At 43.5% G+C, this 26,477-nt stretch carries 25 protein-coding genes; 17 read left to right on the forward strand and 8 right to left on the reverse strand.

Annotated elements, in window-relative coordinates; translation table 11 throughout:
* Nucleotides 1-39: 39 nt before the first annotated feature.
* Both CRO17_RS01735 and CRO17_RS01740 read right to left on the reverse strand, forming a co-directional pair.
* Nucleotides 40-480: an Rrf2 family transcriptional regulator gene (locus CRO17_RS01735; protein WP_097038678.1), complete on the reverse strand. Its 441-nt coding sequence runs from the start codon at nt 478-480 to the stop codon at nt 40-42.
* Nucleotides 481-560: 80 nt separating this feature from the next.
* Entirely contained in the window at nt 561-1,490 is a 930-nt protein-coding gene (locus CRO17_RS01740; RefSeq protein ID WP_097038680.1) for a LysR substrate-binding domain-containing protein, read from the reverse strand.
* Between the two features lie 139 nt (nt 1,491-1,629).
* On the opposite strand from CRO17_RS01740, the gene CRO17_RS01745 reads away from it, so the two are divergent.
* Nucleotides 1,630-3,636, forward strand: coding sequence for a YhgE/Pip domain-containing protein (locus tag CRO17_RS01745; protein ID WP_097038682.1), 2,007 nt, complete (start codon nt 1,630-1,632; stop codon nt 3,634-3,636).
* A gap of 82 nt (nt 3,637-3,718) precedes the next feature.
* Nucleotides 3,719-4,351 carry a pentapeptide repeat-containing protein gene (locus tag CRO17_RS01750; RefSeq protein ID WP_097038684.1) on the forward strand — a complete coding sequence of 211 codons (633 nt, stop codon included), beginning with the start codon at nt 3,719-3,721 and terminating at the stop codon, nt 4,349-4,351.
* A gap of 28 nt (nt 4,352-4,379) precedes the next feature.
* Here CRO17_RS01750 and CRO17_RS01755 read toward each other — a convergent pair whose 3' ends face one another.
* Nucleotides 4,380-6,179 (reverse strand): L-lactate permease, encoded by a 1,800-nt coding sequence (locus tag CRO17_RS01755; protein ID WP_097038686.1) that lies wholly within the window; start codon nt 6,177-6,179, stop codon nt 4,380-4,382.
* A 151-nt stretch (nt 6,180-6,330) separates the two neighbouring features.
* On the opposite strand from CRO17_RS01755, the gene CRO17_RS01760 reads away from it, so the two are divergent.
* From CRO17_RS01760 to brnQ, 10 genes are all read left to right on the forward strand, one after another.
* Complete coding sequence (locus CRO17_RS01760; protein WP_097038688.1) at nt 6,331-7,041, forward strand: FadR/GntR family transcriptional regulator; 711 nt, start codon at nt 6,331-6,333, stop codon at nt 7,039-7,041.
* Between the two features lie 128 nt (nt 7,042-7,169).
* Nucleotides 7,170-7,886, forward strand: a complete 717-nt coding sequence (locus CRO17_RS01765; protein WP_097038690.1) for a (Fe-S)-binding protein — start codon at nt 7,170-7,172, stop codon at nt 7,884-7,886.
* 16 nt (nt 7,887-7,902) lie between these two features.
* Nucleotides 7,903-9,333 carry a LutB/LldF family L-lactate oxidation iron-sulfur protein gene (locus CRO17_RS01770; protein WP_097038691.1) on the forward strand — a complete coding sequence of 477 codons (1,431 nt, stop codon included), beginning with the start codon at nt 7,903-7,905 and terminating at the stop codon, nt 9,331-9,333.
* Nucleotides 9,330-10,037 (forward strand): LutC/YkgG family protein, encoded by a 708-nt coding sequence (locus CRO17_RS01775; RefSeq protein WP_097038693.1) that lies wholly within the window; start codon nt 9,330-9,332, stop codon nt 10,035-10,037. The genes CRO17_RS01770 and CRO17_RS01775 overlap by 4 nt, the downstream gene beginning before the upstream one ends.
* Before the next feature lie 166 nt (nt 10,038-10,203).
* Nucleotides 10,204-12,390: an alpha-galactosidase gene (locus CRO17_RS01780; RefSeq protein WP_097038695.1), complete on the forward strand. Its 2,187-nt coding sequence runs from the start codon at nt 10,204-10,206 to the stop codon at nt 12,388-12,390.
* Nucleotides 12,391-12,496: 106 nt separating this feature from the next.
* Nucleotides 12,497-14,833 (forward strand): putative bifunctional diguanylate cyclase/phosphodiesterase, encoded by a 2,337-nt coding sequence (locus CRO17_RS01785; protein ID WP_097038697.1) that lies wholly within the window; start codon nt 12,497-12,499, stop codon nt 14,831-14,833.
* Nucleotides 14,834-14,937: 104 nt separating this feature from the next.
* Nucleotides 14,938-15,078: a hypothetical protein gene (locus tag CRO17_RS17945; RefSeq protein WP_342748946.1), complete on the forward strand. Its 141-nt coding sequence runs from the start codon at nt 14,938-14,940 to the stop codon at nt 15,076-15,078.
* Nucleotides 15,075-15,506, forward strand: coding sequence for a GNAT family N-acetyltransferase (locus CRO17_RS01790; RefSeq protein WP_342748947.1), 432 nt, complete (start codon nt 15,075-15,077; stop codon nt 15,504-15,506). The genes CRO17_RS17945 and CRO17_RS01790 overlap by 4 nt, the downstream gene beginning before the upstream one ends.
* 93 nt (nt 15,507-15,599) lie before the next feature.
* Nucleotides 15,600-16,169: a LysE/ArgO family amino acid transporter gene (locus CRO17_RS01795; protein ID WP_342748948.1), complete on the forward strand. Its 570-nt coding sequence runs from the start codon at nt 15,600-15,602 to the stop codon at nt 16,167-16,169.
* Between the two features lie 421 nt (nt 16,170-16,590).
* On the forward strand, nt 16,591-17,907 hold the full coding sequence (gene brnQ / locus CRO17_RS01800) for a branched-chain amino acid transport system II carrier protein (RefSeq protein ID WP_097038701.1): 1,317 nt from the start codon (nt 16,591-16,593) through the stop codon (nt 17,905-17,907).
* Nucleotides 17,908-17,949: 42 nt separating this feature from the next.
* On the opposite strand, the gene CRO17_RS01805 is transcribed toward brnQ, so the two are convergent.
* On the reverse strand, nt 17,950-18,369 hold the full coding sequence (locus CRO17_RS01805) for a DUF4064 domain-containing protein (RefSeq protein WP_097038703.1): 420 nt from the start codon (nt 18,367-18,369) through the stop codon (nt 17,950-17,952).
* Between the two features lie 151 nt (nt 18,370-18,520).
* Here CRO17_RS01805 and CRO17_RS01810 point away from each other — a divergent pair, with 151 nt between their 5' ends.
* The 3 genes from CRO17_RS01810 (at nt 18,521) to CRO17_RS01820 (ending at nt 20,612) form a co-directional block, all read left to right on the forward strand.
* Complete coding sequence (locus CRO17_RS01810) at nt 18,521-18,913, forward strand: YfmQ family protein (protein WP_097038705.1); 393 nt, start codon at nt 18,521-18,523, stop codon at nt 18,911-18,913.
* A gap of 46 nt (nt 18,914-18,959) precedes the next feature.
* On the forward strand, nt 18,960-19,463 hold the full coding sequence (locus CRO17_RS01815; protein WP_097038707.1) for a GNAT family N-acetyltransferase: 504 nt from the start codon (nt 18,960-18,962) through the stop codon (nt 19,461-19,463).
* Nucleotides 19,464-19,559: 96 nt separating this feature from the next.
* Nucleotides 19,560-20,612 carry a tetratricopeptide repeat protein gene (locus CRO17_RS01820; protein ID WP_097038709.1) on the forward strand — a complete coding sequence of 351 codons (1,053 nt, stop codon included), beginning with the start codon at nt 19,560-19,562 and terminating at the stop codon, nt 20,610-20,612.
* 75 nt (nt 20,613-20,687) lie between these two features.
* Here CRO17_RS01820 and CRO17_RS01825 read toward each other — a convergent pair whose 3' ends face one another.
* A complete protein-coding gene (locus CRO17_RS01825) occupies nt 20,688-21,035 on the reverse strand; it encodes a hypothetical protein (RefSeq protein WP_097038711.1) in 348 nt (115 codons plus the stop codon).
* A gap of 92 nt (nt 21,036-21,127) precedes the next feature.
* Nucleotides 21,128-21,985, reverse strand: coding sequence for an N-acetylmuramoyl-L-alanine amidase (locus tag CRO17_RS01830; RefSeq protein ID WP_097038713.1), 858 nt, complete (start codon nt 21,983-21,985; stop codon nt 21,128-21,130).
* Between the two features lie 104 nt (nt 21,986-22,089).
* On the opposite strand from CRO17_RS01830, the gene maa reads away from it, so the two are divergent.
* Nucleotides 22,090-22,650 (forward strand): maltose O-acetyltransferase, encoded by a 561-nt coding sequence (gene maa, locus CRO17_RS01835; RefSeq protein WP_097038715.1) that lies wholly within the window; start codon nt 22,090-22,092, stop codon nt 22,648-22,650.
* 71 nt (nt 22,651-22,721) lie between these two features.
* Nucleotides 22,722-23,861 carry an ROK family transcriptional regulator gene (locus tag CRO17_RS01840; RefSeq protein ID WP_097038717.1) on the forward strand — a complete coding sequence of 380 codons (1,140 nt, stop codon included), beginning with the start codon at nt 22,722-22,724 and terminating at the stop codon, nt 23,859-23,861.
* An 85-nt stretch (nt 23,862-23,946) separates the two neighbouring features.
* Here the strand turns inward: CRO17_RS01840 and CRO17_RS01845 are convergent, their stop codons facing one another.
* Together CRO17_RS01845 and galT are read right to left on the reverse strand one after the other, a co-directional pair.
* Nucleotides 23,947-24,978, reverse strand: a complete 1,032-nt coding sequence (locus CRO17_RS01845; protein ID WP_245864547.1) for an aldose epimerase family protein — start codon at nt 24,976-24,978, stop codon at nt 23,947-23,949.
* Entirely contained in the window at nt 24,975-26,468 is a 1,494-nt protein-coding gene (galT, locus tag CRO17_RS01850) for a UDP-glucose--hexose-1-phosphate uridylyltransferase (RefSeq protein WP_097038719.1), read from the reverse strand. The genes CRO17_RS01845 and galT overlap by 4 nt, the downstream gene beginning before the upstream one ends.
* Nucleotides 26,469-26,477: the final 9 nt, after the last annotated feature.

A 26,477-nucleotide genomic window follows, 5' to 3' on the forward strand; every position in this document is an offset into this window, starting at 1 on the left:
TATGGATAGTTATTGTCTTTAATTGGTGTAAAGAAAAAATCAACCCGCTTCGGATTGAAGAAATGCAGAAGCTCGGCGGTCGATTTTTTCTAGTACCTGTTCAATCGTTTGTGATTGCAAGTGTTCTTCCATTTTTCTTTCCGCATCGTTCATCACGCTTTGAATAAAACAATTTTCGTTTTCGTGCGCGTGCGATTCCAGGCCGCATTGGAACAAAGGATTCTGACCTTCTACGGCTTGGATGACATCCCAGAAAGAAATGTCTTGGACTTGCTTCATCAATTTGTAACCGCCTTTTACGCCAGTTGCAGATGAGATTAACCCAGCTTTTACAAGCGTTGTCAGCACTTTTGACAGATAAGTGGGTGATACTTTCTGCAATTCAGCTAAAGGCTTCACACCGACAGACTTCCCAGACGGAAGCAAACCAAGAAAAGCAATAGAGTGGAGTGCGTAGTTGGTAGCTTTGGAATATTTCATGACGTTAACCTCTTTATTGTAGATTCCATGTGTCTATAATATCTTCTGTATTTAACAAAGTCAATGTGAATGCCTTGTATTTACTTGGATCTATCCTCGATGCGCCATGCTGTAATAGCATGCAGCTTTCCTTCTAATTCATGAAAATAACTCGACAGGAAATGCTGGAACTGTTTTGCAATCGGGCTGAGAAATCTTCTGGAAGACCACGCCACGCCGATTGTTCGTTGGCAAACAGGTTCTTTTATGCGAACGACGGGCAGATGTTCGACTTTGCTTCCAGTCAGGGAGACAGCCGGGATAAAAGCGATACCCAAGCCATTACGAACAAGATCGCCAATAACCCCCGGTTCATCGCCTTCAAAAGCAATATGCGGCTGAAAACCAGCAAGCTGACAATATTTATCCGTCAGACTGCGAATGCCATGGCCTTCGTTCATGCTGACAAAGGCTTCCTCTCGAAGTTCCGCTAACGCAACAGTGTGCTTTGTCTCAAGCCAGTGTCCAGGCGGAGCGATGAGCAAGATTTCTTCTGTAATAAGTGGCTTCCATTCAATGTCTTCTCCTTCAAGGGGGACCGAAGATATACAGAAATCAAGATCCCCACTGCGCAGCTTATCCGTCATTGTTGAGACAGAATGCACGTATTGTTTGAAGTGAACCGCAGGCTGTTTCTGCAGAAAATTGCTAATTAAATCAGGCAGTACTCTTGGGATAGTAACAGACAGTTTAAGGCTGTTATCGGCCTCTTCATTTGCGGCGTTCAGCTCTCTTCTAGCTTCCTGCAGCTCATGCAGTACCGCATCAACGCGTTTGAGAAACATCTTCCCATTACTATTTAACTTGATTTGGCGATTAAAGCGCTCAAAGAGTTTTACACCTATATCTTCTTCCAGTCTGCTGATGGCCTTGCTGAGAGAAGGCTGGGCGATATTCAGTGCTTCGGCAGCATGTGTCATATGTTCTAGCTCCGCTACCTTTTTGAAATAGTAAAGTTGCAGCAGTTCCATAATCGGCCTTCTTTCAGATAGCTTTAAAGCTATTATTTATAACGATATATATATTATACATTATATAACATAGCCGGTATGCTATTTAGATGTTCTATATAGATGTTCAATATTTCACAAAGGTAAAGGTGAGGAAATTATGAAAGGATTAAAACTAGGCTTATTTGATATAAAGCGGATGTGGCAGCATAAGCATGGACGAATTGCACTTCTATTTCTACTGATTATTCCAGTTATCTATGCGTCGCTGTTTCTTGGTGGTTACTGGGATCCGTACGGCCATATAGAAGATCTGCCTGTGGCTGTTGTTAACCAGGATGAAGGTGCCAGCATGGATGGAGAAGAAATGCATGCTGGGGATGACTTTATAAAAGAATTGAAAAAGAGCAAGTCACTCGACTTTGCTTTTGTCTCCAATGACAAGGCAGAAGAAGGATTGGATGACGGAAAGTATTATATGAAAGTAACAATCCCAAATGACTTCTCTGAAAACGTCACAACCTTGATGGACGATGAGCCACAGCAAGCGGAGCTGACGTATGAAATAAATCCAGGGAAAAACTTTGTAGCATCACAAATCAGTTCCTCTGCTATGGAAAAAATGAAAGCAAAGCTGGCGAGCAGCATTACAAAATCATATGCTGACAGTGTGTTTACAAGTTTCCATGAAGTAGCTGCCGGCTTGCAAGATGCAGGTGATGGCGCAGGAGATTTGCATACAGGAATTACAGATGAGCAAAGTGGTCTGAAGGATTTGCAAACCGGCATTGGCGACGTGCATAGCGGTGCAGCAGATTTAGCAAATGGCGCAGACAAGCTGGCGGGTGCGCAAGGTAAATTGTCTGATGGTATCGGCAGCTTGAACACAGGTGCTAGCGATTTAGCAGACGGGCTAGGGCAGCTGAATGACGGTGCTGACTCACTAGCTGTAAATAGTGAAAAAATAGCAGCTGGCTTGACTGATTGGCAGAAACAAAGCGAAAAGCTATCTGAAAATCAACAAGCATTCACATCTGGTTCAGAAGACTTGAGTAAGCTGATTGCATCATATATGAAAGAACATCCAGAACTTGAGGATGATCAAGCATTCCAGCAAATAGCTGCGATATCTGATAAAATGGCAGATTCCTCTGCGGAATTAGCTGACGGGCAGCAGAAGCTAGGGGAAGGTGCCGACCAACTTGCAAGCAGTGAACAAAAACTTACAGATGGAGTGGATACCTTCCGCGAGAAACTTAACTCAGCTGTTAGCGGTGCGGATAAAGTAGCTAGCGGGGCAGCAGATTTGAATAGTGGATTTGCTGATTACACGAAAGGTTTCGTTTCCTTGCAAACTGGTGCTGCGCTGCTTGCTTCCGGTACAGGTGATCTTTCCGATGGCGCAACAAAACTTAACGATGGTATCAATAAGCTTTCCGATGGTTCGGATGAGCTTGCGGCTAGCTTGCAGGATGCTGCGGCCAAAACAAGTGATATTCAGTCAAGTGATGCTTTGACTACAATGTTTGCTGACCCAATTAAACTGACAGAAAAACAACTGTCCGATGTACCGAATTATGGCGTGGGTATTGCACCGTACTTCTTGTCATTGGCATTGTTTGTGGGTGGTTTGATGGCAGCCAATATCCTGCCGCTTGGCAGAAGACAGGACATGCAAGTGTCAGGCACCGTACAATTCTTCAGTAAGCTGACACTTATTTATATCGTAGCAATTGTACAGGCGGTGATCCTTGATCTGATTTTCTTATTCGGATTCCAAGTAGATGTACAAAGCGTGCCGCTATTGTTCTTGTCTAGTATCATAGTATCTATGACGGTTATGACAATTATTCTAGCCCTGGTGACGATATTCGGTAACTTAGGGAAATTACTTGCCATTGTCCTGCTGGTTATTCAGCTGGCATCCTGCGGCGGTACCTTCCCGAGTGAACTAACTGTATCCGGGTTGGCTGCTGTAGGTAAATACTTGCCAATGGCGCATTCCTTGCACAGCTTGCAAGAAGCCATTACGCTAGGCGACTGGTCTGTACTAAGTCATCAGCTGATCGATTTAATCATTTATCTAGTAGTAGTCGGTGTTATCGGCTGGGTGGTTTCCCACTTGCAGCACCGTCCGAAAAAAGATATAGAGCAACAAGCAGCATAAAGAAAAGCTCGCCGATTAGGCGGGCTTTTTTCGTTGACATATTATGATAGACTTTAAGCATCACATAAAAAGGATACGTGTTATGCAAATTGATAAACCAAAACTACCAAATAACTTACCTGAAAAAAGAATGCACGATATTTTCTTTGAAGAAGAACCTGAATTAGAGAATGGTCAAGTACTGCAAGCTGATTTTGAGAATGAGTCAGTCGATCGGCTCCGTTTGTCAAAGGTGGTCATCCGCAACAGCCGCTTCAACCATACGGATTTTACAGGAATGGATTTACTGGATGTGCGTTTTGAGAATTGTGATTTTTCGAATGTGCAAATGAGCAAATCCTCCATTCACCGCGTGGAGTTCCACGGCTGTAAGCTGCTTGGTGCAGACTTAACGGAATCTAGTTTAGGAAATGTCTCCTTTACAGATTCACTCGTAAACCTTGTTTCATTCGGACGATCTAAATTAGAGAAAATTATATTTTCCTCCTGCGGCTTGCAAGGAGCAGATTTCTACGCTTGCCGAATGAAAAAACTAGAATTTGCTGCCTGTGACTTGAATGAAGCAAACTTCGAGCAAACATCGTTAAAAGGAATAGATCTCAGCACAAGCAGCTTTAAGCAGCTTACTGTTTCGATTGATAACTTAAAAGGCTGTATCGTATCACCGAACCAAGCAATTCAGTTTGCAGCTTTAATAGGACTGGTTATTAAGTGAAAAAGCTTCCCGTGGTGGGAAGCTTTTTTTAAGCGGCTGTTTTTAAGGCGCTCTTTGCAGTGACGAGACGCAGGATATACAGCATAACAATTACAGCGTATAGAAGCAGCCAGATATTCAAGATGCCATGGATAAGGGCCATACCGAGGAAACCAGCGGCAAGCACATAATAGGACATGGGAAGAATGGCTTTCCGGATGAGTGCGCCTTCCTTGCCAACTAACCCGACTGTAGCGGAGGCAGCAACGATGTTGTGGACACAAATCATATTACCGGCAGCACCTCCAACAGCTTGCAATGCGACAACTGTTCCAGATTGATGTACATTCAAGCCGATATTGCCGGCAGCGCCAAATTGGAACAAAGAAAACATCATATTGCTGAAGGTGTTGCTGCCTGCGATAAAGGCACCAAGTGCGCCGACTGTCGGTGCAACAATTGGCCAGAAACTGGCGGTTAAGATGGCAACAGACTCTGCGAGAATTAGCGGCATATTTTGCCCGGTGAGCGCTTCTGTTGCAGCATTGACTTTGTCAGCTGCCAAGGAAGTGTTGAGGAAAATCTTAATCATAGGTACCGCGAACAAAAGTGCTGCACCAGCGCTGAGGGCTGTTTTAAAAGAATTCTCCCAAGCACTTTTGTATGCTGGCAGCTTCATCCTGTGCAGGAAGAAAGTTAGGATAGAAACAATGACAAATAGAAATCCAGGTAAATAAAGCGGTGTAGAAGTAGTAGTTATGCCGGAACCAAATGTATCTGGGAAGACAAGCTTCCAAGATTCAAGCAACTGTTTAAATGAATCAACGGAACGGGACAAGACAAGTATCCCTGCAATCAATACGTAAGGCAGCCAAGACATCCAAGCAGAGATAGAGCGAGCAGCTTTTTCTTCCGCAGGAGCTTGATTTAGTTTGCCAATCCAGTCGGCTTCCCATTGACTTCTGTCTGGGAAATCAAACGTTTTATCTTTAGGCATAAACCACCCTTGCCTTGCAGCAGGTACTACAATTAGAAGGGCAATGAGTGCACCTAGCAAGGAAGGGAATTCAGGTCCTAGCAAAATGCCGATTAAGTAGTAAGGGATAGTAAAGGCAATCCCGGCAAATAAAGCAAATTTCCAAGCTCGAAGTCCTTCCAAGAAAGATTTATTCGGCCCAAAGAAGCGGGTAAGCATAGCGGATACAAACAGCGGAATGATGGACCCTACGATGCCATGGACAAGGACCACATCAGAAGTGATACGAAGCAAATAATCAAAATAACCCATGTTAGTTTGCTGCAGACCGGACATAACAGCTTGCTGATCTGTCAGTCCCGTATTAACGCCAATCAAGATGGGTGTCCCTACTGCTCCGAAGGAAACCGGCGTGCTTTGAATGATCAAGGAAACGAGCACGGCAGCCATGGCTGGGAACCCGACAGCTACAAGCAGCGGGGCAGCAATCGCAGCAGCTGTGCCGTAGCCTGCTGCACCTTCAATGAAGGAACCGAACAGCCAGGCAATTAGAATAGCTTGAATACGCCGGTCGGGTGAAATAGTCATAAAGCCGCGGCGAATGGTGTGAATTGCACCAGATTCCTTTACTGTGTTCAGCAGCAGGACAGCGCCGAATACAATAAAGATAACCTCCAGTGCAGTTACGAGACCATTAAAGGCAGCAGCAGCTACAACATTTGTTTTCGTTCCCCAAACGAAAACGGCGGTTAGTGCAGTAACAACAAGTGCGACCGGCATTGCTTTACTGGCTGGCCAGTTTAAAATAACTAAGAATAGCAATATCGTTACGATTGGTACTACAGCGATTAAAGATAATGCAAGTAAACTCATCTTCCGCTCCATCCCCTTTAGTAAGCGTTTACATACCAATGGTAAAATAAGGTCATCTGATGACCTGTTTATATTATAGAATGCTATTTTTTGAAAAAGCAATGAAATTTTGGAAAATTTCCGTTTATAATGAGGGGGAGGTGAGAACCCAATGAAATACAAACAAATCAAACCAAAAAAGATATATGAACAGGTAGCAGATGAGCTGCTTGCGATGATACGAGACGGTAATCTTCAGCCAGGAGAGAAGCTGGATAGTGTGACACAGCTTGCCGAGAACTTTCAAGTGGGACGTTCAGCGATTCGTGAAGCGCTGGCTACACTTCGGGCGATGGGTCTGGTGGAAATGAAGCAGGGGGAAGGGACATATGTGAAGGCATTCGAGCCGGAAGAAATTGTTTACCCGCTGCAGCATGCCTTGCTTATGAGTATGGAAGATCGAGCAGAGCTTATGGAGGTTCGTAACATACTGGAGACGGGAATTGCAGCTTCAGCAGCCCGAAATAGATCAGAGGAGGATCTAGCGCAGATGGAACAAGCGCTCACGGAGATGAAGCAATATGAAGGCGACCCGGAAAATGGCGAGAAAGCAGACCTTGCCTTTCACATGACTATTGCGCATGCAGCCAAAAATAAATTACTGCTTCGCTTGATGCATCATGTGTCAGATTTAACAGCAGAATCGATGAAAGAAACGAGACAGATCTGTTTGTTTGGGACAGAAACTGCGCCAGAGGAATTAAACAAACAGCACGAAGCAATCCTCCAAGCTATCCGCCTGCAGCAGCCGGAACAAGCACGAAAGGCCATGGTTTCACATCTGGAATATGTAGAAGATGTATTACGCACTTATATGGAATAGAGAGAAGCTGCCCGATAAGGGTTGGCTTTTTTTGTATAGGCAGTACTTGGAAAATGTAAGCGTTTGTAGTATGCTGAAAGCAGACAATAGAACAGGTCATCTGATGACCTTATCTGTGGGGTGAGAGCATGAAGGTTACTTTATTTGCGACGTGTATTGTTGATATGTTTCAATCCGACGTTGGGATAGCAACCGTTGAGGTACTGGAAAGACTGGGCTGTGAGATTGCGTTTCCGACTGGACAGGTCTGCTGCGGGCAGCCTGCCTTCAATTCTGGGTATGTAGAAGATGCGAAAAAAGCAATGAAGAAAATGATTGCCACGTTTGAGGATGCGGAGGTAATTGTGACACCGTCCGGGTCTTGTGCCACGATGTTTAAAGAATACCAGCAAGTATTCAAAGATGATCCGGTTTGGCGTCCGCGGGCAGAGCGCTTGGCAGAAAAAACGTATGAACTGACGCAGTTTATTGTAGATGTATTAAAAGTGGAGGATGTTGGTGCCAAGTTAGATGGCATTGCCACCTATCATCCTTCTTGCCATATGACACGGCTGCTCGGTGTGAAAGACGCACCAATGAAGCTGTTGTCTCATGTAGAGGGCTTAGAAATGCAACCGCTTCCGAATGCGCAGAACTGCTGTGGTTTCGGCGGAACATTTGCTGTAAAGATGGGAAATATCTCTGAACAAATGGTTGATGAGAAAGTGAATTCAGTATCCGAAACAAAAGCGAGCTATCTGATTGGGGCAGATGGCGGCTGTTTGATGAATATCGGGGGAAGAATGCAGCGGCGCGGCAAACCAGTGAAAGTGATGCACATTGCCGAAGTATTAAACAGCAGATAAAGGGGGCGGAACAGACATGGCGATGAAAATTGGGAATGAGAAGTTTAAGGATAACGTTAATAAGCAGATGGAAGACACGTTCATGCGCGGAGCTGTTGCTGGAGCGCAAGAGCGGCTTCGCACGAGAAGGCTGGATGCAGCCGAGGAGCTCGGCAACTGGGAAGAATGGCGATCTCATGGGGAAGAGATACGTCAGCATACGTTAGACAATCTTGACTATTATTTACAAGAGCTTTCAGAGAACCTGCAAAAGCGCGGGGGGCATGTATGCTTTGCAGCTACAGCTGAAGAAGCCAATGATTATGTAAGAGGCATCGTAAAAGAGAAGCGTGCGAAGAAAATCTTGAAGGCTAAATCGATGGTTACCGAAGAAATCGGTTTAAACGATGTTCTGCAGCAAGAAGGCTGTGAAGTGATTGAAACAGACCTTGGCGAATATATTCTGCAGCTGGATGATCACGATCCGCCATCTCATATCGTTACACCTGCACTTCATAAAAATAAAGAGCAGATCAAGGACGTTTTTACCGAGAAGCTGGAATACAAATTGACGTCCAAACCAGAAGAGCTTGCGCTGCATGCTAGGGAAAAGCTTCGCCAAGAATTTCTGCAAGCGGATATTGGTATCACAGGCTGCAACTTTGCGATTGCAGAGTCCGGTTCTGTGGGCTTAGTAACGAATGAAGGAAATGCCGGTATGGTATCTGATTTACCAGATACGCAAGTTTGTGTGATGGGGATGGAGCGGATTGTTCCCACTTTTGAGGAATTTGAGGTGCTTGTAGGGCTGTTAACGCGGAGTGCTGTCGGCCAGAAGCTAACGAGCTACATTACTGCTTTAACAGGCCCCCGGACAGCGGAAGAAGTTGATGGTCCATCTGAATTCCATCTTGTTATCGTGGACAATGGCCGCTCCGGTATCTTAGGCACTGAGTTCCAATCGGTGTTGCAATGTATCCGGTGCGCAGCATGTATTAATGTTTGCCCGGTCTACCGGCATATTGGCGGACATTCGTATAACTCTATTTATCCAGGGCCGATTGGTGCTGTGCTTACGCCGCTGTTAGGCGGCTACGATGATTTCAAAGAATTACCGTACGCGTCAACACTTTGTGGAGCTTGCACCGATGCCTGCCCGGTTAAGATTCCGCTGCATACGCTGCTGCACCGCCATCGCCAAGTAATTGTCGAGCGGGAAGGACGTGCCCCTATATCAGAAAAGCTGGCGATGAAAGCATTCGGACTTGGAGCGTCCTCAAATCCGCTTTACGCAGCAGGGTCGAAAATGGCCAATACTGTGATGAAACCTTTTACAAAGGATGAAACAATATCAAAAGGACCTGGTCCGTTGAAAGCATGGACAGAGATTCGTGACTTCCCTGCACCAAATAAAGAACGTTTCCGCGATTGGTTCAAGCAGCATGACAAGGAGCGTGATAATGCATGATACAAAATCGGGAGAGGTTTCTAGCGAACGTCGCCAGCCGTCTTAGCCGGACAGCAGTACAAACAGAAAGACCAGTTCGTAATTGGAAGTTCCGGCCGCAAGATAAAACACTGACAAATAAAACGCCGGATGAACTGGTCAGCATTCTCCGAGATCAATGCCGTCTCATCCATACTGATCTGATAGAAACCAATGCACAGGATTTGCCAAGCGTGCTGGAGGAGACAGTCGCAGCTTATGATGGCGGTCCGCTAGTAATATGGCAGGATCCTCGTTACGAAGAATTTGGGCTGCAAAAACAGCTGGAGAAGTGGCCGGCGCAAGGGATTGCTGTGCACGAATGGGATGCAAGTCTTGGCTGCGATAATGTCGCCATTGCAGAAAAAGCCAATATTGGTATTACCTTCAGCGATATTACGCTCGCTGAGTCAGGTACGGTTGTGCTTTTTTCTGGGGAAGGAAAAGGCCGCTCCGTCAGCCTGCTTCCGCATAAATATATTGCACTCATACCAAAAAGCACTATCGTTCCGCGCATGACCCAGGCAGCACAGCAAATCTCAAAACAAGTGCAAGAAGGAAAAACGATTGCTTCTTGTATTAACTTTATTACGGGGCCAAGCAACTCTGCGGATATTGAAATGAACTTGGTTGTAGGCGTTCATGGGCCCGTGAAAGCGGCTTATATTGTTATTGAAGATAGATAAGGGGGAAGAAGGCTATTCTTAGAATTGCCTTCTGCTTTTTTATCTTGAATGATAGCGCTTTCTTTGCTAGGCTTAGCTTGTTAGAAAAGATACTTGGATGGTGAAACGAAAACAGCTATAAACGTCAGACTAATTTATTTATAAATCCTGAGGGGGTACTAATTTAATGGGGATTCAATTCGATGAGAAACACCGTATGTTTCACCTGCAGGGTAAGGCGACTAGTTATGTCATACAGCTGGAGCGGGATGGTTATGTCACGCACCAGTATTGGGGGAGAAAAATACGGCAGTTTCGAAATAGCAATCGGCAGCAGTACATAGATCGTTCCTTTTCCCCGAACCCTTATTATCGTGATCGAACGTTTTCTTTAGATAACCTGCCTCAGGAATATCCGCAGTATGGTAATTCTGATTTTCGGAAGCCGGCTTATCATATTCAACTGGAAAATGGATCAACTGTAACTGATTTACGTTATAAGTCACATCGTATGTATAGCGGCAAACCAAAGCTTACAGGACTGCCAGCGACCTATGCGGGCCAAGCAGATGCTGAAACGCTGGAGCTTGTGATGCAGGATGAATATTTAGACTTGGAAGTGCAGTTATTGTATACCGTCTTCAGCAACTATGATGTGGTAACAAGGTCAGTTCAGTTCCGCAACAAAGGCAAACAAAAGCTGAAACTGCTGCAGGCCTCCAGTGTGAGTGTTGATTTTCGGCGATCTGACTTTGATATGCTGACGTTTCCTGGTGCGTGGGGGAAAGAGCGTCATATGGAAAAACGTCCCTTGCAGTCAGGTATACAATCTGCCGAAAGTACGCGTGGAGCAAGCAGCCACCAGCAGCATCCATTCATCGGTTTAATGGAAAAGCACACAACAGAAGATCACGGGGAAGTGTTCGGCTTTCACCTGGTTTACAGCGGCAACTTTCTTGCGCAGGCAGAGGTTGATCAATTTGCAGCAACGCGGGTAACATTAGGGATTAATCCATTTGATTTTTCATGGCTGCTGGAACCTGGAGAAATATTTCAAACACCTGAAGCTGTCCTTGTATATTCCTCAAATGGCCTTGGCGGTATGTCTGGCACACTGCACCGCTTTTATCAGCAGCATCTTGTAAGAGGGGAACACAAAGATAAGAAACGGCCAATTCTTATTAATAACTGGGAAGCAACGTATTTTGATTTTGATGCCGGTAAAATTGAACAAATCGCGAGAGCGGGCAGCAAATTAGGAATTGAATTGTTCGTTCTGGATGACGGCTGGTTTCAGAACCGAAACTCTGATTCTACTTCTTTAGGAGACTGGTTTGTTGATAAAAAGAAGCTGCCGAATGGGCTGGAAGACGTGGCGAAGCGGATTAACGAGTTCGGAATGCAGTTTGGTCTTTGGCTAGAACCAGAGATGGTATCAGTAGATAGTGAGCTGTACCGGGAGTATCCGGATTGGTGTTTGCATGTTCCGGACCGCTACCGAACAGAAAGCCGTGATCAGCTAGTCCTTGATTTTTCCCGGGAGGATGTTCGCAAGGAAATCATCAAGCGTATATCCGCTATCCTTGGCAGCGCACCAATTGCTTACGTGAAGTGGGATATGAACCGTCATTTATCAGAAGTAGGATCAGCTTCTCTTCCTGCCGAACGGCAGCGTGAGACAGCACATCGACACATGCTTGGTGTTTATGAGGTGATGGAGACGCTCACTTCTCGTTTTCCGCATATTTTGTTTGAAAGCTGTTCCGGTGGCGGCGGGCGTTATGATCCGGGGGTCCTGTATTACATGCCGCAAACGTGGACGAGTGATAATACCGATGCGGTATCCCGGCTTAAAATCCAATATGCTACCAGTCTGCTGTATCCAGTTGCATCGATGGCAGCCCACGTATCCGATGTACCAAATCACCAGGTACACCGCTTTACTTCTTTGGCGATGCGCGGCGATGTTGCGATGGCTGGCAATCTCGGCTACGAATTGGATCTCACCAAACTTAGTGAAGAGGAGAAGCAAGTCGTCAGCCAGCAAATAGAATTTTATAAGGAAATTCGGAGTCTTGTACAATTTGGAAACTTTTATCGCTTGAAAAGTCCTTTTGAGGGAAATGAGACAGCTTGGATGTTTGTGACTGAAGATAAAACGGAGGCTTATGTTTGTTATTACCGTGTGCTGGCAGAGCCAGCCGCCCCGCTTGCTGCGCTGCGAATGAAAGGACTGGATTTAGCAAAGGATTATTATGTGCAGGGAACAGACGAAGTGTATAGCGGCGAAGAGCTGGAGTATAGCGGAATCAGAATACCAACAGCACTGCAAGGGGACTTTGTAAGTCATACATGGCATTTAAAATCAGAATAAGAGAAAAGTCGCCTTGTGAAGGCGGCTTTTTTGCTGAAGTATATAAAATCTATGCAGGTTATCGTATACTTTAACTATTCTTTTTTATCAAGGAGAGAAGTTATAGTTGGCAAGAAAAAGAGATGGAAACTACTTTGTGTATGCAACTTTAATTGCTGTATTTTTAATAGCTTATGCTATTTTTTTGCTTCTTTTTGCGTCATCAAACGTGCTTGCAGCCGGATCAGCTATCTTCCAAGTGATTGGAACCGCCTTTCCTGCCTATTGGACTTTTCAGGCATATAAAACTTCTAACACGGCATTGAGATTATTTTGGTTTTACTTATCTATTGCAATAACAGGCTACTTAATCGCAACTATCCTTTGGAATAGCCACTATTTTTTTATGGAAGTGAGTTCCCTTCTCACTTTTACAGCAGATATAGTTTGGAATCTTATGATGATTTTCTATTTGCTGGCTTTCTTACAATTAATTCGGAAGAGGTCAATAGAAGTTACCTTTTATCAAATGGTATATGACGCGGTTATTATCATTATTGCTGCAGCCAGCCTAAGCTGGGAGTTCTTGCTGCAGCCGCTATGGGACGGGGCAAATGAATTAGGATTGCTTTCGCAGATAATTGGATTGAGTTATCCAGTTGGAGATCTTATTATCTTATTTTTTGTGGTAAGCATGTTTAATGCGCTAAGCCTTCAATATTTCTCGAAAGCATTGCTTCTCATATGCGCAGGTTTTATCATTTTTCTAATCGCTGATACAAGTTACTTGTACCTTCTTTCAAAGCAATCCTATTTTGAGGGACATCTGATAGATTTGTTATGGATTGCCGGTTTGGTTTTAGTCGGAAGTGCAGCAATGTATACAAAGAAATTAGATGAAGATGTTTTCCATAAAGAACCGGCGGTTGCTGTTAGTAAATCATTATTTTCCTTTCGTTTGTGGTTCTCTACTATCAGCGTACTTCTTATGCTTGCAGTTATTGTAGTGAGAAAAGATGGCTTTGATTTAATCGTGCTTGGTTGTATAGCTTCTATCTTGCTGATTATGTTTCGTCAGATGTATACAATGTTTGAAAATCGAACGCTGGTGCTGGAGCTAGAAAAGAAGGTGTTACACCGGACAGAAGAATTGCTGCAAAAGAACAAAGAACTCGAAAGCTCCACGGAAAAAGCAAAGTTCTTGGCAGGACATGACCCTTTAACAGGACTGCCTAACCGTCGTGAGTTTGACAGAGTGGCCGCCGAATGGGCCGCAAAAAGCAAAAGATTTGCTTTGCTGTTTATAGATATGGACCGATTCAAGTGGGTAAATGACACAATGAATCACGGAGTCGGGGATTTGCTGCTCAGGCAGGTGGCAGAACGTTTACAAACGAGTATCAAGTTAGAAGGGGAAGTTTTTCGCCAGGGTGGAGATGAGTTTCTGATTTTGCTGCCATCTACGGATGTACGTAAGATTGAAACAGCTGTAGATGAGCTAGTACAAGCGCTTGAACAAGTGTTTCATTTGCATGGAAAAGAAGTATTTGTGTCAGCGAGTATCGGAATTAGTTCATACCCAAAGGACGCCAAAGACGTAGAGCTGCTGAAAATAAAAGCAGACATTGCGATGTACGCAGCAAAAAAGAGTCCTGGAAAGCGCTGGCTATTTTATGATGAATCGCTTCATCCTGTAGAACAATCCAAGCTTGAGATGGAGAAAGAAATGCGCTACGGGCTGGAACGAGGGGAGTTCCTTCTTCACTTTCAGCCGTTGTATCGCTTGGAAACAGAAACAGTTGCAGGAGCGGAGGCGCTGATGCGCTGGAATCACCCGAAGCAAGGTCTGCTGCCGCCGAATCAATTTATTCCGTTAGCTGAAGAATCCCGGTTCATTATACCTCTAGGGAAATGGCTGATTCGCGAGGTATGCAGGCAGTGGCGTGACTGGAAAGAACAAGGATACGAGCCTATAAGTTTGGCTGTAAACATATCTGTTAATCAATTTATTCATCCTGAATTTGTGCGAGAGCTGGAGGGAGCTCTGCGTGAATTTGAGATGGATCCAGCTTATCTGGAGCTTGAGATTACAGAAAATATTCCGTTTAGTGACGCCCATGCTATTGCTGTACTCGCACATATTAATCAGCTTGGTGTACGAATGAGCATTGATGATTTTGGGACAGGGTACAGCTCCCTGCAGTATATTCAGCGCCTGCCTGTACATACGCTGAAAATTGATCGGGCATTTGTTTACGATATGATGCAGAATCGGAATAACAGAGTGCTCGTCGAAACGATTTTGGTTATGGCCAATCAGTTGGAGCTGGATGTTATTGCAGAGGGCGTAGAAGAACAGGATCAACTCGATTTTCTAAAAGAGAAGGGCTGTACGTTTGTGCAGGGCTACCTAATAGGAAAGCCAATTTCAGCAGAGGAATTTCAGTTGAAATGGTTAGGATAAATTGTATGGCGATATAAGGAAGTGTGATATCTAGGGAATCAGAAGGAAGCATATGAATAAAACAAACTTTATTTGTATGGGAAAAAAGAAGAGGAGATGTCACATTGATAGCTGCTGAAAAAGGTTTTGATGCTGCATCGGAATCAGAAAGATTGATAGTGAGACCACTGCAGCCAAATGACTATAAGAATTGGCTTGAGCAATTCAATGGCAGCATAAACACGATCCTGGAAGAATTGATATGAGTGAATGTACAGAAGGATGGTTCCTTGATCTAGTAGAACAGCACCAGAAGAAGGCAGTGAGTGATATTGCACATGTATTCGGTCTTTTTCATAAGTCAGAAGGAACACATCTGGGAATGGTGGATTTCTCTACTTTAGCCAGAATGCATTTTCAATGGGCTAGAATAGGTTATACCATTCACAATCAGCATTGGGGAAACGGATATGGCAAGGAAGCAGTGAAGGAAGCACTTAAAATTGCCTTTAACGACTTAGGTTTCCATTGCATTGAAGCGCATATAGCTATTGATAATGACGTTTCATACAATTTAGCAAAGTGTGTCGGAATGACATATGAATGCACAAGAAAAGGATTTATTCTAGAAGAAGATCAGTGGGTTGACCATCTCGTGTATTATATAAATGCTGATTCTCGTTCAACTATATGAATCGTGAAAAAAGCCTGTATCGATGATTACTTGCTCATCTAACATACAGGCTTTTTCTATTAGCTACGTATTCTTCTGGCATTCGGTCTCATCTTGCCTCTAGGGGCTCAAAATGTATTTTTATTCAATCAAGGGATTATTCAAAAGCGTTCTATGTATACTTTACCGACTGTTATTACAGCAGGTATGGCAGATACAATAATGATCTTCATAGCAGTCAGCGGAATTTCTGTACTCGTATGGGGTGTTCCGTGGATTCAAGTTGTACGATACGGAGCAGGAGCTTGTTTTCTTCTTTATATTGGATATAGCTTATGGAAGGCAGCTCCGAACAATACACAAGCGGGAGAAGAACGCTTTCCACCTCGTAAACAGATCGCTTTTGCCGCATCTGTCTCCTTATTAAATCCGCATGCTATTTTAGATATTGTTGGTGTTATTGGGACAAGCTCGTTGACATATACCGGGACGGAAAAATGGGCGTTCACCATTGCCTGTATCCTTGTTTCGTGGATCTGGTTCATCGGATTAGCAGCCGCGGGAAGGCTGGTAGGGAGATTAGATACACAAGGTAAGATAATAGTTGTACTCAATCGCGTATCAGCAGGACTTATATGGATAATGGCTATTCTGATGCTTGTGAGGTTTATAAATGCGTTATAAAAGAAAGTGAAACAATGACGATTTATTCACGAAAATCCGAGTGATTCTGAGGTAAATTCCAGAATCGTTCGGCTTTTCATTCGACTTTAGATTTCAGTAATTTGGTTTATAATTCATTCCATGTCTTCGGCTTATGGGAGAAGACACAGCGTACTATAGGTTAGAAGAACAGGAAATTGACCATACTGTTTTTATAAAAAACTAGTTAGACTGGCAAAGAATTGTTTAGCAGACAGCTTATCCTTGTTATGCATAAATATAATAGGGTGAATGTTTTGCAGAAAATTCCTTAAAAAAACTCCTTGAATGTTGCCTAATTCAGTATTATACTAACTTCTATTGTGTCAGAAAATATGACAAAAGTCAGTCTTTTACTGCGTTATTTATCAGACTTTTCGAAAAGTTAGTTGGAGGTTTTGGTGTGTCACAGAAAGTACCAGGTAAATTTACGATTATGCTTGGCTTGATGCTTTTTGCTTTATTCTTTGGAGCAGGAAATTTAATTTTTCCGCCGATGCTAGGGCAGCAAGCTGGTGAAAATATTTGGGGAGCAAATGCAGGGTTTCTTGTAACAGGTGTTGGACTGCCTTTAATCGGTATCATTGCTTTTGTTTTCTCCGGTGAGAAAGATCTTATGTCATTATCCAGCAGAGTTCATCCGGTTTTTGGAATTGTTTACACAGTTCTTTTGTATCTTGCGATCGGACCGTTCTTCGCCATTCCGCGTGCGGGGAATGTATCTTATGAGATTGGCTTGAAGCAGCCATTTTTGTCTGCAGATCCAGGTCCGCTTCCATTGATTGTTTTCTCGGTTATTTTCTTTTTAATCACGTGTTTATTGTCATTAAATCCGACGAAGATCATTGATATAATTGGGAAATTCTTAACGCCAATCAAGCTTACGTTTATTGGCTTGCTTGTACTAGTTGCAATACTATATCCAATCGGAAAAATGAAGGAACCGACAAATGAGTATAGAAGCAATGCTTTCTTTAATGGATTCCAAGAAGGCTACTTAACACTTGATGCGCTGGTAGCATGTGTGTTCGGAATCATCATTGTGAACGCTATTAAAGGGAAGGGAATAACTAAAAAAGCGACAGTCATGAAGGTGTGCTTACTAGCAACTGGTCTTGCAGCAGTTGTTTTAGGTGTGATTTATACATCACTTGCTTTTATGGGAGCTTCTAGTGTCAGTGAACTTGGTTATTTGAATAATGGAGCTGAAATTTTGGCTGATGTTTCAAACCATTATTTCGGTGCTTGGGGTGAAATATTCCTTGGTTTAATGATTACAGTCGCGTGCCTGACAACAAGTGTGGGTTTAATCACATCCTGTTCAGCTTTCTTTCATGAATTAATGCCGCGCATATCTTATAGGACTTTCGCAGTTATCCTGGCTATCTTTAGTGCGATTGTATCAACTGTTGGGCTTACACAACTGATTTCCATTTCTGTTCCGGTATTGATGGCAATCTATCCGATTACGATCAGTCTTGTGTTCCTGACATTCCTTCATTCGCTATTTAAAGGGAGAAGAGGAGTATACATCGGCAGTCTTGCACTGACATTCTGTGTGAGTATTTTTGATGGTTTAAACGAGGCTGGACTGCAAGTTGCAGCAGTCAATGATCTTTACACAAAGATTTTGCCTTTTCACGAAGTTGGTCTTGGGTGGCTAGTACCTTCCATATTAGGAGGCTTGCTGGGTCTGTTTGTGTCCCATCTTAGAAAATAAGAAGAAGAAGAGAAATCTCCTCCTGATCGGGAGGAGATTTTCTTATGCAGGTTGGCCTTTTAGCTTCCCGCCGGCAATAAACAATAAGATAGGGACAATAATGGTTATTAAAGATAGAATTGCTGCGCTAAATAAAGTGAAGCGAGCTGCACGCGGTTTCTTGGAGATTAACAAGAAGCCGATCAATACAATTAAACAAATAATTGCGATATAAACCGTAGGGATGATGAGAAAAATTTGCAGCACAGATAGTGTCTCAGCTGCCATGTCACTGAGTGAAATAGAAGAGGCTTCGTCCGCTTCCAGCTGTCGCTGATATTTCGGATCATTTTCCAAGAACGTCGTCACGGCTTGTTCCAAAGAATCGTTCTGCGGCAGTGTGACGGTGAATACGAGACTTCCGATTAAAATTAGAACCATTAATGTAAGTGCGATACTTGTTAAGACTTTAGAAGTTCTCAAGATTATTCACCTCCTTTCCAGTATAAACGCAGCTGGCGATTGATGGTATAGAACCAAAGACGTATCTGTCAATTACTTGTCAAAATTCGATAAGTGGAAGGACGGGAAATGTGGTATTATTAGCAGGATAAAATGGAATTGAGGCGAGCATATGTCGTGGGTTTTTATTGTTATATTGATTGTTGCTAGTCTGTTTAAGATTTTAGCTGCTTCTGCCCCCAGTGCTGTCGTTGATAAGGTAGGTAAAAGATTTCAGCTTCACCCATCCTTATCATATGATGTCTCTGTAAAGAAAGATGGAGAAGTCTTATCAGATGAGGAGAAACAGCGTCTGGTAGATGCTTTTAATGCGTCTAATTTTCTCGAAAAGTATTACTATCCGCCAGCTCCTGAAGGAACTCCATATGAAATCGAAACAATCAATGAGCGTTATTATCTTTATCCCTATGGAGACAGAGTAGATGTTTTTAAATATAAAAAGAAAAAAGTTTATGCTTACAGTTTACGTTCTGAGTCCATGCAAAGAAAGGTGCACACTGATTGAAGCTTCCTTTATAATGGATAGAAAAAGGAAACGGATGTGAGCCTGCATGACAAGGAAGACCTTAACAATAGATTCTCCGCTAATTGTTTCGGCAGCAGCTTTCTACCAAGAAGCATGGCAAGTGGAGGACGCAACGATTGCCCCTCGTTTTGTGCGCCATAGTACGTATCCGGGATATTGCGGACTCGTACAGCTAGACGAAAAAGGCAATATAGTGGGGTTGGTATACGGATATATCTCGAAACAGGGACAATATTATCATGACTTATTGCATTCAGCGCTGCAGGAGAATGGTAAATCCTCTTGGCTCGAAGATTGCTTTGAAATAGTAGAATTAGCAGTGTCACCAACAATGCGCGGAAAAGGAATCGGAACGTCGCTGCTAACGCAAGTACTTGCCGCTGTTCCTAATCAAACAGCTATCCTGACAACTCGAGAAAAAAATACGGGGGCGATTCGTCTATATGAACGGAATGGCTGGGAGTTGCTGAAAGACTCCTTTTATCCGGATGATAAAGCATATCGAATATACGGGAAAAAGCTGTTATAGCCCGATTCACCACCTGGTGGATCTTTTTTGATGCTAACTCCTAAACATTACCGTTAACCAACCGATGGTTCCTATGAATAGAAGGAGGGTGAGCCGATGCACCAGACAGATTTGAAACAAACAGAAATGTTTACATTGCTGCTTGATAATTTGTATGAAAATATCAAGTCGGAGCAGATAAAAGCTGCTGAGCATGTCCGATTTAAGATAGCTGAACAGGAAATGGTTATTCGTGACGAGAAACTGCTTGCAAGGAGTATGCTGTACGAGGCCCGCTTGGAAACGCTGAAAGGGAACTTGGAAAAGGGTGGGCAACTTTTGGAAGGCGTTACTGATGCATTTGCGCTCACCAGCGAAAATCTTTATTATTACCATTTCTTTAAAGGATTGTTACTTTACCGACAGTCCAAGCTTCAAGAAGCAATTATTGAATACGAACGTGCGGAGTCATTTTTAACAGGGCAAATTGATCATCGGGAAGTATCTGATTTTTATTATAAATTGGCGAATACGTACTATCATATGAATATGACTGCCTTCTCGATCTTGAATGCAGATAAAGCAATTGAATCGGCGTTACGCTATAAGCAAGATCTGCAGGTTGCGAAGTGCCGTTTGCTCCAAGGGTTGAATTACATGGAAGCAGCTAACTTCCGCAAAGCAGAAGAACTGTTCCAAGCAGCATTAGAACATGATGCATCACAGTCAGAATTAAAGCTGCCGTTATATGTGCATCATAACCTGGGTGTGCTTTATTTCAAGAAGAATCAATTGGAGAAGGCCATTTTTCATATGGAACAATCGATGGGGTACAAGCATCCCGACTATTATATAAAAAGTCTTTATTATGTAACCGAATGCAGTTTTCGCCTTGGTTTGAAAGAACGCGCGATGCAGTATTTTGCAGAAGGTTTTACGCTGAGCAAAGAACGTGACGATGATGCTTACAAATGGATGTTTGCCATGCTTCATAAGCAATACGTGGACCAGGACAGCCTGGAAGGCGTTTGGCGGGAAGGGATTGAGTATTTCCAATCCATTCAAGACAGCAATAAAGTACGTCATTTTGCAGAGCGGTTTGCGAAGTACTATACAGACCATCGGGATTTTGAAAAAGCATCCCGCTATTATTTGCTGGCTTTGAAATAGACTTATTTTTGTTTGATAAAGGACATGCCATGCTGGAAAAAGGAGATTGCTTGAAAGCAACCTCCTTTTTCCTTATTAAGATAGTTTCCAAGCTGGAATTAAGCTGTGAAATTGGAAGAAGTAGCTCATTGGAATGTGCATGACGGTGTATAAAGCGAGTGTTGTTGCATAGGTGAGGAACCAATTGGGGACTGGGACTTGCAGGAATAAATATAATAGCAGCATCCCAACCGGAAAAGGGAGCAATACAATGAGCCAAATAGGTGCACCGAGCGCCTCCGTTAGTGCCCCCAGACTGACGACAGAGAAACCGATGATTAGGGCTTGCCAGATTGGCAATCCATGCCGGAAAAATAAGCTGCCTATGTAGTAAGACAATCCCGTTAGTGTTATAGCTAAAATAAAATCGAAAATATACTTCAATTAATTTCCCCTCCTCTTTTACTGATTATACAATTATACGGGAAGATAAGTGTGAATATTATGTAAAAAAAGACTGCTTCGTGAGCAGCCTTTTAACTCGCATAATTTTTTATACCATCTGCAATAGAGTTTGCAACTTTGTCTTGATAGCCTGTGTCCTTGAGTAGAACAGCATCAGTCGGATTAGAGGTGAATCCAGTTTCTACAAGTACGGCTGGCATGGATGTGTGTCGTAATACGTAGAAATCAGAACTGCGTGTTCCGCGGTCTCCATTGTCAGTATTAGCTGCTAGAGCTGTTTGAATACTGGAAGCTAGCTGCTTCCCGCTGCTGCTGGATCCATAATAGTATGATTCCAGTCCTTGTGCTGCGGAAGTGGTTGCGCTATTAGCATGTACGCTGACAAAAATATCTGCTCCCCAGTTATTTGATATGCTGGCGCGGTCTGCTAATGGAATAAAGATATCTTCACTGCGTGTCATTTTTACATCAAACCCGTTATGAAGCAATTGGTTCTGCAGTCTTTTGGAGATAGATAACGCTACCGATTTCTCTACTGTATCGTTTCCAATGGCTCCAGGGTCCTTCCCGCCGTGTCCTGGATCAATAATAATCTTCCGGATAGGGTGGTGAGCTGGTTCTGATGGTTCTTCCGGAGCAGGTGCTGCCTGCATTTGTACAGAAGTTACATAATCCAAGCTGACAAATCCCGTTTGACTATGAATTGTAATCTGCCCCCACCCATCGCCTCTATCAATATATTGAAATTGTGTACCTGCCGGGAATTTTCCGAGAATAGCAGCGTCGGTCGTAGGAGCGGCTCTAATATTTAGATTTGCTGTTGTCTGTCCTGTTTGGGAGGTGCTAGCGTCTGCTTGGGTTGGCAAGATGAATAAAATGGCAACGAGTATAAAAAGAATAGGTAGTGCAACTTTCATGGCGGTATGCATCGTGATTCTCCTTTGCGATATAATAGAAACAGTATGGACATCGTTTAAGAGTTTTATAACATTAGAAACATAATCTGTGAGAATAATAGAGAGAGGAGAGCAAAATGAAGACAGAACGAGAAAAGATGGTTGCTGGTGAGCTTTACCGGCCCTCTGATAAGGAATTAGCTGACAGACGTATGGAAGTTCGGGAGCTGGTTAGGCGTTACAATAACTCGACGAGCTATGAACATGCGGAACGAGCGGATTTGCTCGGACTGATTCTTGGCTCTTCGGATGGCTGTGCTTACATTGAACCTACCTTTCGTTGTGATTACGGATACAACATTCATCTCGGGAAGAACTTTTATGCGAACTTTGACTGTGTGATGCTGGATATTTGTGAGATCAAAATCGGTGATAATTGTATGCTTGCTCCAGGTGTGCACATTTACACAGCAACGCACCCGCTTCATCCTGCGGAGCGTAATTCCGGGTACGAGCTGGGGAAGCCGGTAACCATTGGGGATAATGTCTGGATTGGCGGACGTGCCATTATTAATCCTGGCGTGACGATTGGGGATAACGCAGTCATTGGATCAGGAGCAGTTGTGACGAAGGATGTACCTGCCAATACAGTTGTGGGCGGGAACCCAGCAAGCGCTATAAAAGTAATCCAAGTCTGAGATTTTCTTGAGAAGCTGGCGTCAGTGTAAACATGCTATACTCGGAGTATCAAAAAAGTGGAGCGGTTCATATGCAGCGTGGTACATTTCAGTTAATGAAAACAGTAAATAGATCACTAATATTGAATAAGATTCGATTAGCGGCCCCCATATCAAGGGCTGATATTGCCAAGGAGACAGGGTTGACACCTCCAACTGTAAGTACAATCGTCAAGGAATTGATAGAACAAGGACTAGTGGTGGAGAGTACGCTTGGATCTTCCAGCGGCGGGCGGAAACCGAAGATGCTCCGTATTCGAACAGAAGGATTGTTTGTCATTGGGGTGGATGCCGGGCCGGAAACAGTTGATTGTATATTGACGACGCTTACTGGTGAGGTGATTGGTACTATTTCCCGTAATCTTCAAGTATATACTAATCGCGAATTTCTAAAGCAGCTGTCTCAAGCTGTAGATTATTTACTGGAAAGTTATTCGGTGAAGAGAGAGCATATCTTGGGAATTGGCATCGCCATGCACGGAGTAGTTGACGCAGAAGCTGGTATAGGACAGGTGGCCCCGATTTTAAAGCTGCATAATATACCGATTAAGCAAGAAATGGAAAGTGCGTTTGGTGTACCTGTTAAAGTGGAGAATGATGCGCGCGCCATGGCACTTGGTGAAGCATGGTTTGGCAAGTACGATACATATGAAACAATCGTTGCAGTTAATATAGGAAGCGGAATTGGCGCTGGTATTATCATTCAAGGCAGGCTGCTTCACGGGGCAGCAGGACTTGCTGGCGAATTCGGTCATATGTCTATAGATTTGAATGGAGAAATATGTGCATGTGGAAATCGCGGCTGCTTACAGACTTTTGCCAGCGGGCCGGCTATTGCCAAGCGAGCTGGAATGATAAGCGGAGAAGCTGTCTACCAGGCAGCTGTTAGGGGCGAGGAGACAGCAAGAAACATTTTGCAAGAAACCGGCAGAACACTAGGCATCGGACTGATTAATTTGATTCATCTCTTGAATCCGGACCGTATTATATTGGGCGGCGGTGTAATGCAAAGTGCGGCCTATCTTCTTCCGTCGCTGAAAGAAGAGATAAAAGCAAGAGCGCTCACGGATAAAGCAGCGAAGACAGAGATTCATATTAGTGAACTGGAAGAGCGGGCGACAGCACTTGGTGCAGTGGCCTTATTATTAGAAGAATTATTTGCTCCAGTTTAAAGAGCACAGCGGCTGGCTGTGCTCTTATTTTGGTTTTGCGCAGATCAAATAACGTTCTCTCAGAGATCCGATATGGGGTAAAGCATCACTTAACGGAAAAAGAGAAGATGGTTTCTTTCCGATATGTTTCCTTTGGCTGTAAAATGATATTTGGAAAGCCGCTGTGATGCAAGCCGGCTGGAAAAGCTTGCGTTTCAAAGCATATTCCTAAATATTTCTCCGACTGGCGTTCTTTTAATTCTAATGTATCATCAAGCCCATTGCTCGTGTACAAAACAAGACCTGGTTGATTCGAATCCATTGTCATTAATCGGCCGCTTGCCGGATCATATAAGCCAGCTTTCGGCTTCTCATTGTTAGAGAACAGAAAATAATGATCAATTCCTTCTCCTGCAAGCCGAAGCTGTTCATGAGGTGCACTGAAAATATCAGCTAGCGTTCTGAATGATTGCAGATTGAAGGGTGTGCCTGCCGTATCCAGCAGCTTTCCTGTAGAGATGAGCTCTTCATCTAGCTCCGTGAAATGGCTGCTGGCAACCATTGCTTGCTGCTCTGCAATTGATCTTTTTAAGCCGCCGCTCAAGTTGAAATAGGTATGGTTGGTTAGTGCGACAGGTGTAGCTTGATTAGTAGTTGCTTCATAAAGAATGGCGAACTTATTATCCTCAGTCAATGTGTATGTGACGACTACGTTTAATTTACCAGGGTAGCCTCCTTCACCATCTGTGCTTGTGTAGGAAAGTCGGAGGCCATTCGTTCGGCCGTGCTCGAATGTCTCTACATCCCATAGGACTTGATGAAAGCCTTCCGGTCCGCCATGCAGATGGTGGTTGCCTTCGTTTGCCGGCAAAGGATAGACCTTGCCATTTAACTCAAATTGGGCATCTTCTATACGACCAGCTACTCGCCCGATAATCGCGCCAAAATAGTTCGGATTAGCTTTGTAATCTTCCAAATTGCGGTAACCCAGCACGATATTCTCCAGTTTGCCATTCTTATCTGGAACTTCTAATGAAGTAATAATACCTCCGAAGTTTAGCACTTCAAGCTTCATGCCGTTAGAATTGGTAACTGTGTACAACATCCAATCATCTTGTAATGGAGTTTTTTCGATCAATTCGACACCACTTTCTGATTTAGTTTTGTGATAAAGCGCTGAAAGGTTTCATCGTCTTTAAAAACACCTGCATCCTCAAGTACTCGGACGAATTTCTCTCCTAATTCTTTGCGAACTACTTCTTCGGCATATTGCTGGTTGTGCAGAAAACCATGCTTATCGCGCAGTTCTTGCGCCCAGTCCTGCTGGGCAGGATCTACATTATCCACTTCCCCGGATAAAAATTTATAAATGGTCTCCAGCTCTTCCTTCAGCCGGGGAGGAAGCACCGCTAGTCCCATCACTTCAATTAGGCCGATGTTCTCTTTTTTGATGTGATGAACATCTGCATGCGGATGAAAGATACCTAGCGGATGCGTAGCGGATGTGCGGTTGTTGCGTAAAACCAAATCAAGTTCATACATATCATCACGCTTTCTTGCAATTGGTGTGATCGTGTTATGGCGTGTTTTATCTGTATAAGCCTGAATTTCTGCATCGGGATCATCATAGTTATACCAGAACGAGTGTATACTTTCGGCAGCTTCTGTTAGTTTTTCTTTATCACTCGCTTGCAGGCGAATGACAGAGAGCGGCCAATTGAGTACAGCAGCTTTGACATCAGGGTGGGCGTGTATAGGAAACGTATACTGTTCTTCTGCATTTGTCATAGCAAATGTATATCGTCCAGCTTGATAGTGATCATGCGATAAAATAGAGCCCCCTACAATGGGCAAATCTGCGTTGGAGCCAATAAAGTAGTGGGGGAATTGCTCTACAAATTCGAGCAATCTGGCAAATGCTTCTTTATTTATTTTCATATCGCGGTGTTCCTCTGACAGTACAATGCTGTGTTCCTCATAGTACACATAAGGAGAGTACTGGAGATACCATGTTTCATCTTGCAAGGAAAGCTGAATGAGTCTGTGGTTAGAGCGTGCAGGATAACCAATCCTCCCGGCATAGCCCTCATTCTCCTTGCAAAGCACACAAGCAGGATAAGAAACATCTTGCTTTATCATTCGCTCGCGTTTGATTTGTTCCGGGTCTTTTTCAGGTTTAGACAGATTGATGGTTATATCCATCTCCCCGTATTTTGTTTGCGCTTTATAAGAAATATTTTTCTTGATCCGATTCATTTGAATGTAGTTGCTGTTCTTACTTAGATTGTAGAAATAGTCGGTTGCTTTTTCAGGTGATTCGTCATAATAATAATCGAATAGTGTCTGTACAGTGGAAGGACGAGGCATAAAGCAATCCATTAAAGATGCAGCAAGCATCTCCTTTTCATCTAACACATTATCAATGATTTCTTCATTAACAGCGTAGTCTATTATTCGATCGACTAAATCTGGTATAGAGCCTTCACTTGTCAGGATTTTATGCATCGGGTAATTGTTCATCCCAAGCAAGTGGATTACTTGATTTCGTACATACGTTTTATCTCGTTCCTTGATTAAGCCTTCCTGACATGTTTGTTCCAATAAAGCTTCAATATCTGAATAAATCATCTGTCCCAC

It is taken from the genome of Terribacillus aidingensis, assembly GCF_900215625.1.
Lineage (GTDB): Bacteria > Bacillota > Bacilli > Bacillales > Amphibacillaceae > Terribacillus > Terribacillus aidingensis.

Coding starts and splice junctions, on each gene's coding strand:
- CRO17_RS01735 (WP_097038678.1), bottom strand. CDS start 480: ATGAAATATTCCAAAGCTACCAACTACGCACTCCACTCTATTGCTTTT.
- CRO17_RS01740 (WP_097038680.1), bottom strand. CDS start 1,490: ATGGAACTGCTGCAACTTTACTATTTCAAAAAGGTAGCGGAGCTAGAA.
- CRO17_RS01745 (WP_097038682.1), top strand. CDS start 1,630: ATGAAAGGATTAAAACTAGGCTTATTTGATATAAAGCGGATGTGGCAG.
- CRO17_RS01750 (WP_097038684.1), top strand. CDS start 3,719: ATGCAAATTGATAAACCAAAACTACCAAATAACTTACCTGAAAAAAGA.
- CRO17_RS01755 (WP_097038686.1), bottom strand. CDS start 6,179: ATGAGTTTACTTGCATTATCTTTAATCGCTGTAGTACCAATCGTAACG.
- CRO17_RS01760 (WP_097038688.1), top strand. CDS start 6,331: ATGAAATACAAACAAATCAAACCAAAAAAGATATATGAACAGGTAGCA.
- CRO17_RS01765 (WP_097038690.1), top strand. CDS start 7,170: ATGAAGGTTACTTTATTTGCGACGTGTATTGTTGATATGTTTCAATCC.
- CRO17_RS01770 (WP_097038691.1), top strand. CDS start 7,903: ATGGCGATGAAAATTGGGAATGAGAAGTTTAAGGATAACGTTAATAAG.
- CRO17_RS01775 (WP_097038693.1), top strand. CDS start 9,330: ATGATACAAAATCGGGAGAGGTTTCTAGCGAACGTCGCCAGCCGTCTT.
- CRO17_RS01780 (WP_097038695.1), top strand. CDS start 10,204: ATGGGGATTCAATTCGATGAGAAACACCGTATGTTTCACCTGCAGGGT.
- CRO17_RS01790 (WP_342748947.1), top strand. CDS start 15,075: ATGAGTGAATGTACAGAAGGATGGTTCCTTGATCTAGTAGAACAGCAC.
- CRO17_RS01810 (WP_097038705.1), top strand. CDS start 18,521: ATGTCGTGGGTTTTTATTGTTATATTGATTGTTGCTAGTCTGTTTAAG.
- CRO17_RS01815 (WP_097038707.1), top strand. CDS start 18,960: ATGACAAGGAAGACCTTAACAATAGATTCTCCGCTAATTGTTTCGGCA.
- CRO17_RS01820 (WP_097038709.1), top strand. CDS start 19,560: ATGCACCAGACAGATTTGAAACAAACAGAAATGTTTACATTGCTGCTT.
- CRO17_RS01830 (WP_097038713.1), bottom strand. CDS start 21,985: ATGCATACCGCCATGAAAGTTGCACTACCTATTCTTTTTATACTCGTT.
- maa (WP_097038715.1), top strand. CDS start 22,090: ATGAAGACAGAACGAGAAAAGATGGTTGCTGGTGAGCTTTACCGGCCC.
- CRO17_RS01840 (WP_097038717.1), top strand. CDS start 22,722: ATGCAGCGTGGTACATTTCAGTTAATGAAAACAGTAAATAGATCACTA.
- galT (WP_097038719.1), bottom strand. CDS start 26,468: ATGATTTATTCAGATATTGAAGCTTTATTGGAACAAACATGTCAGGAA.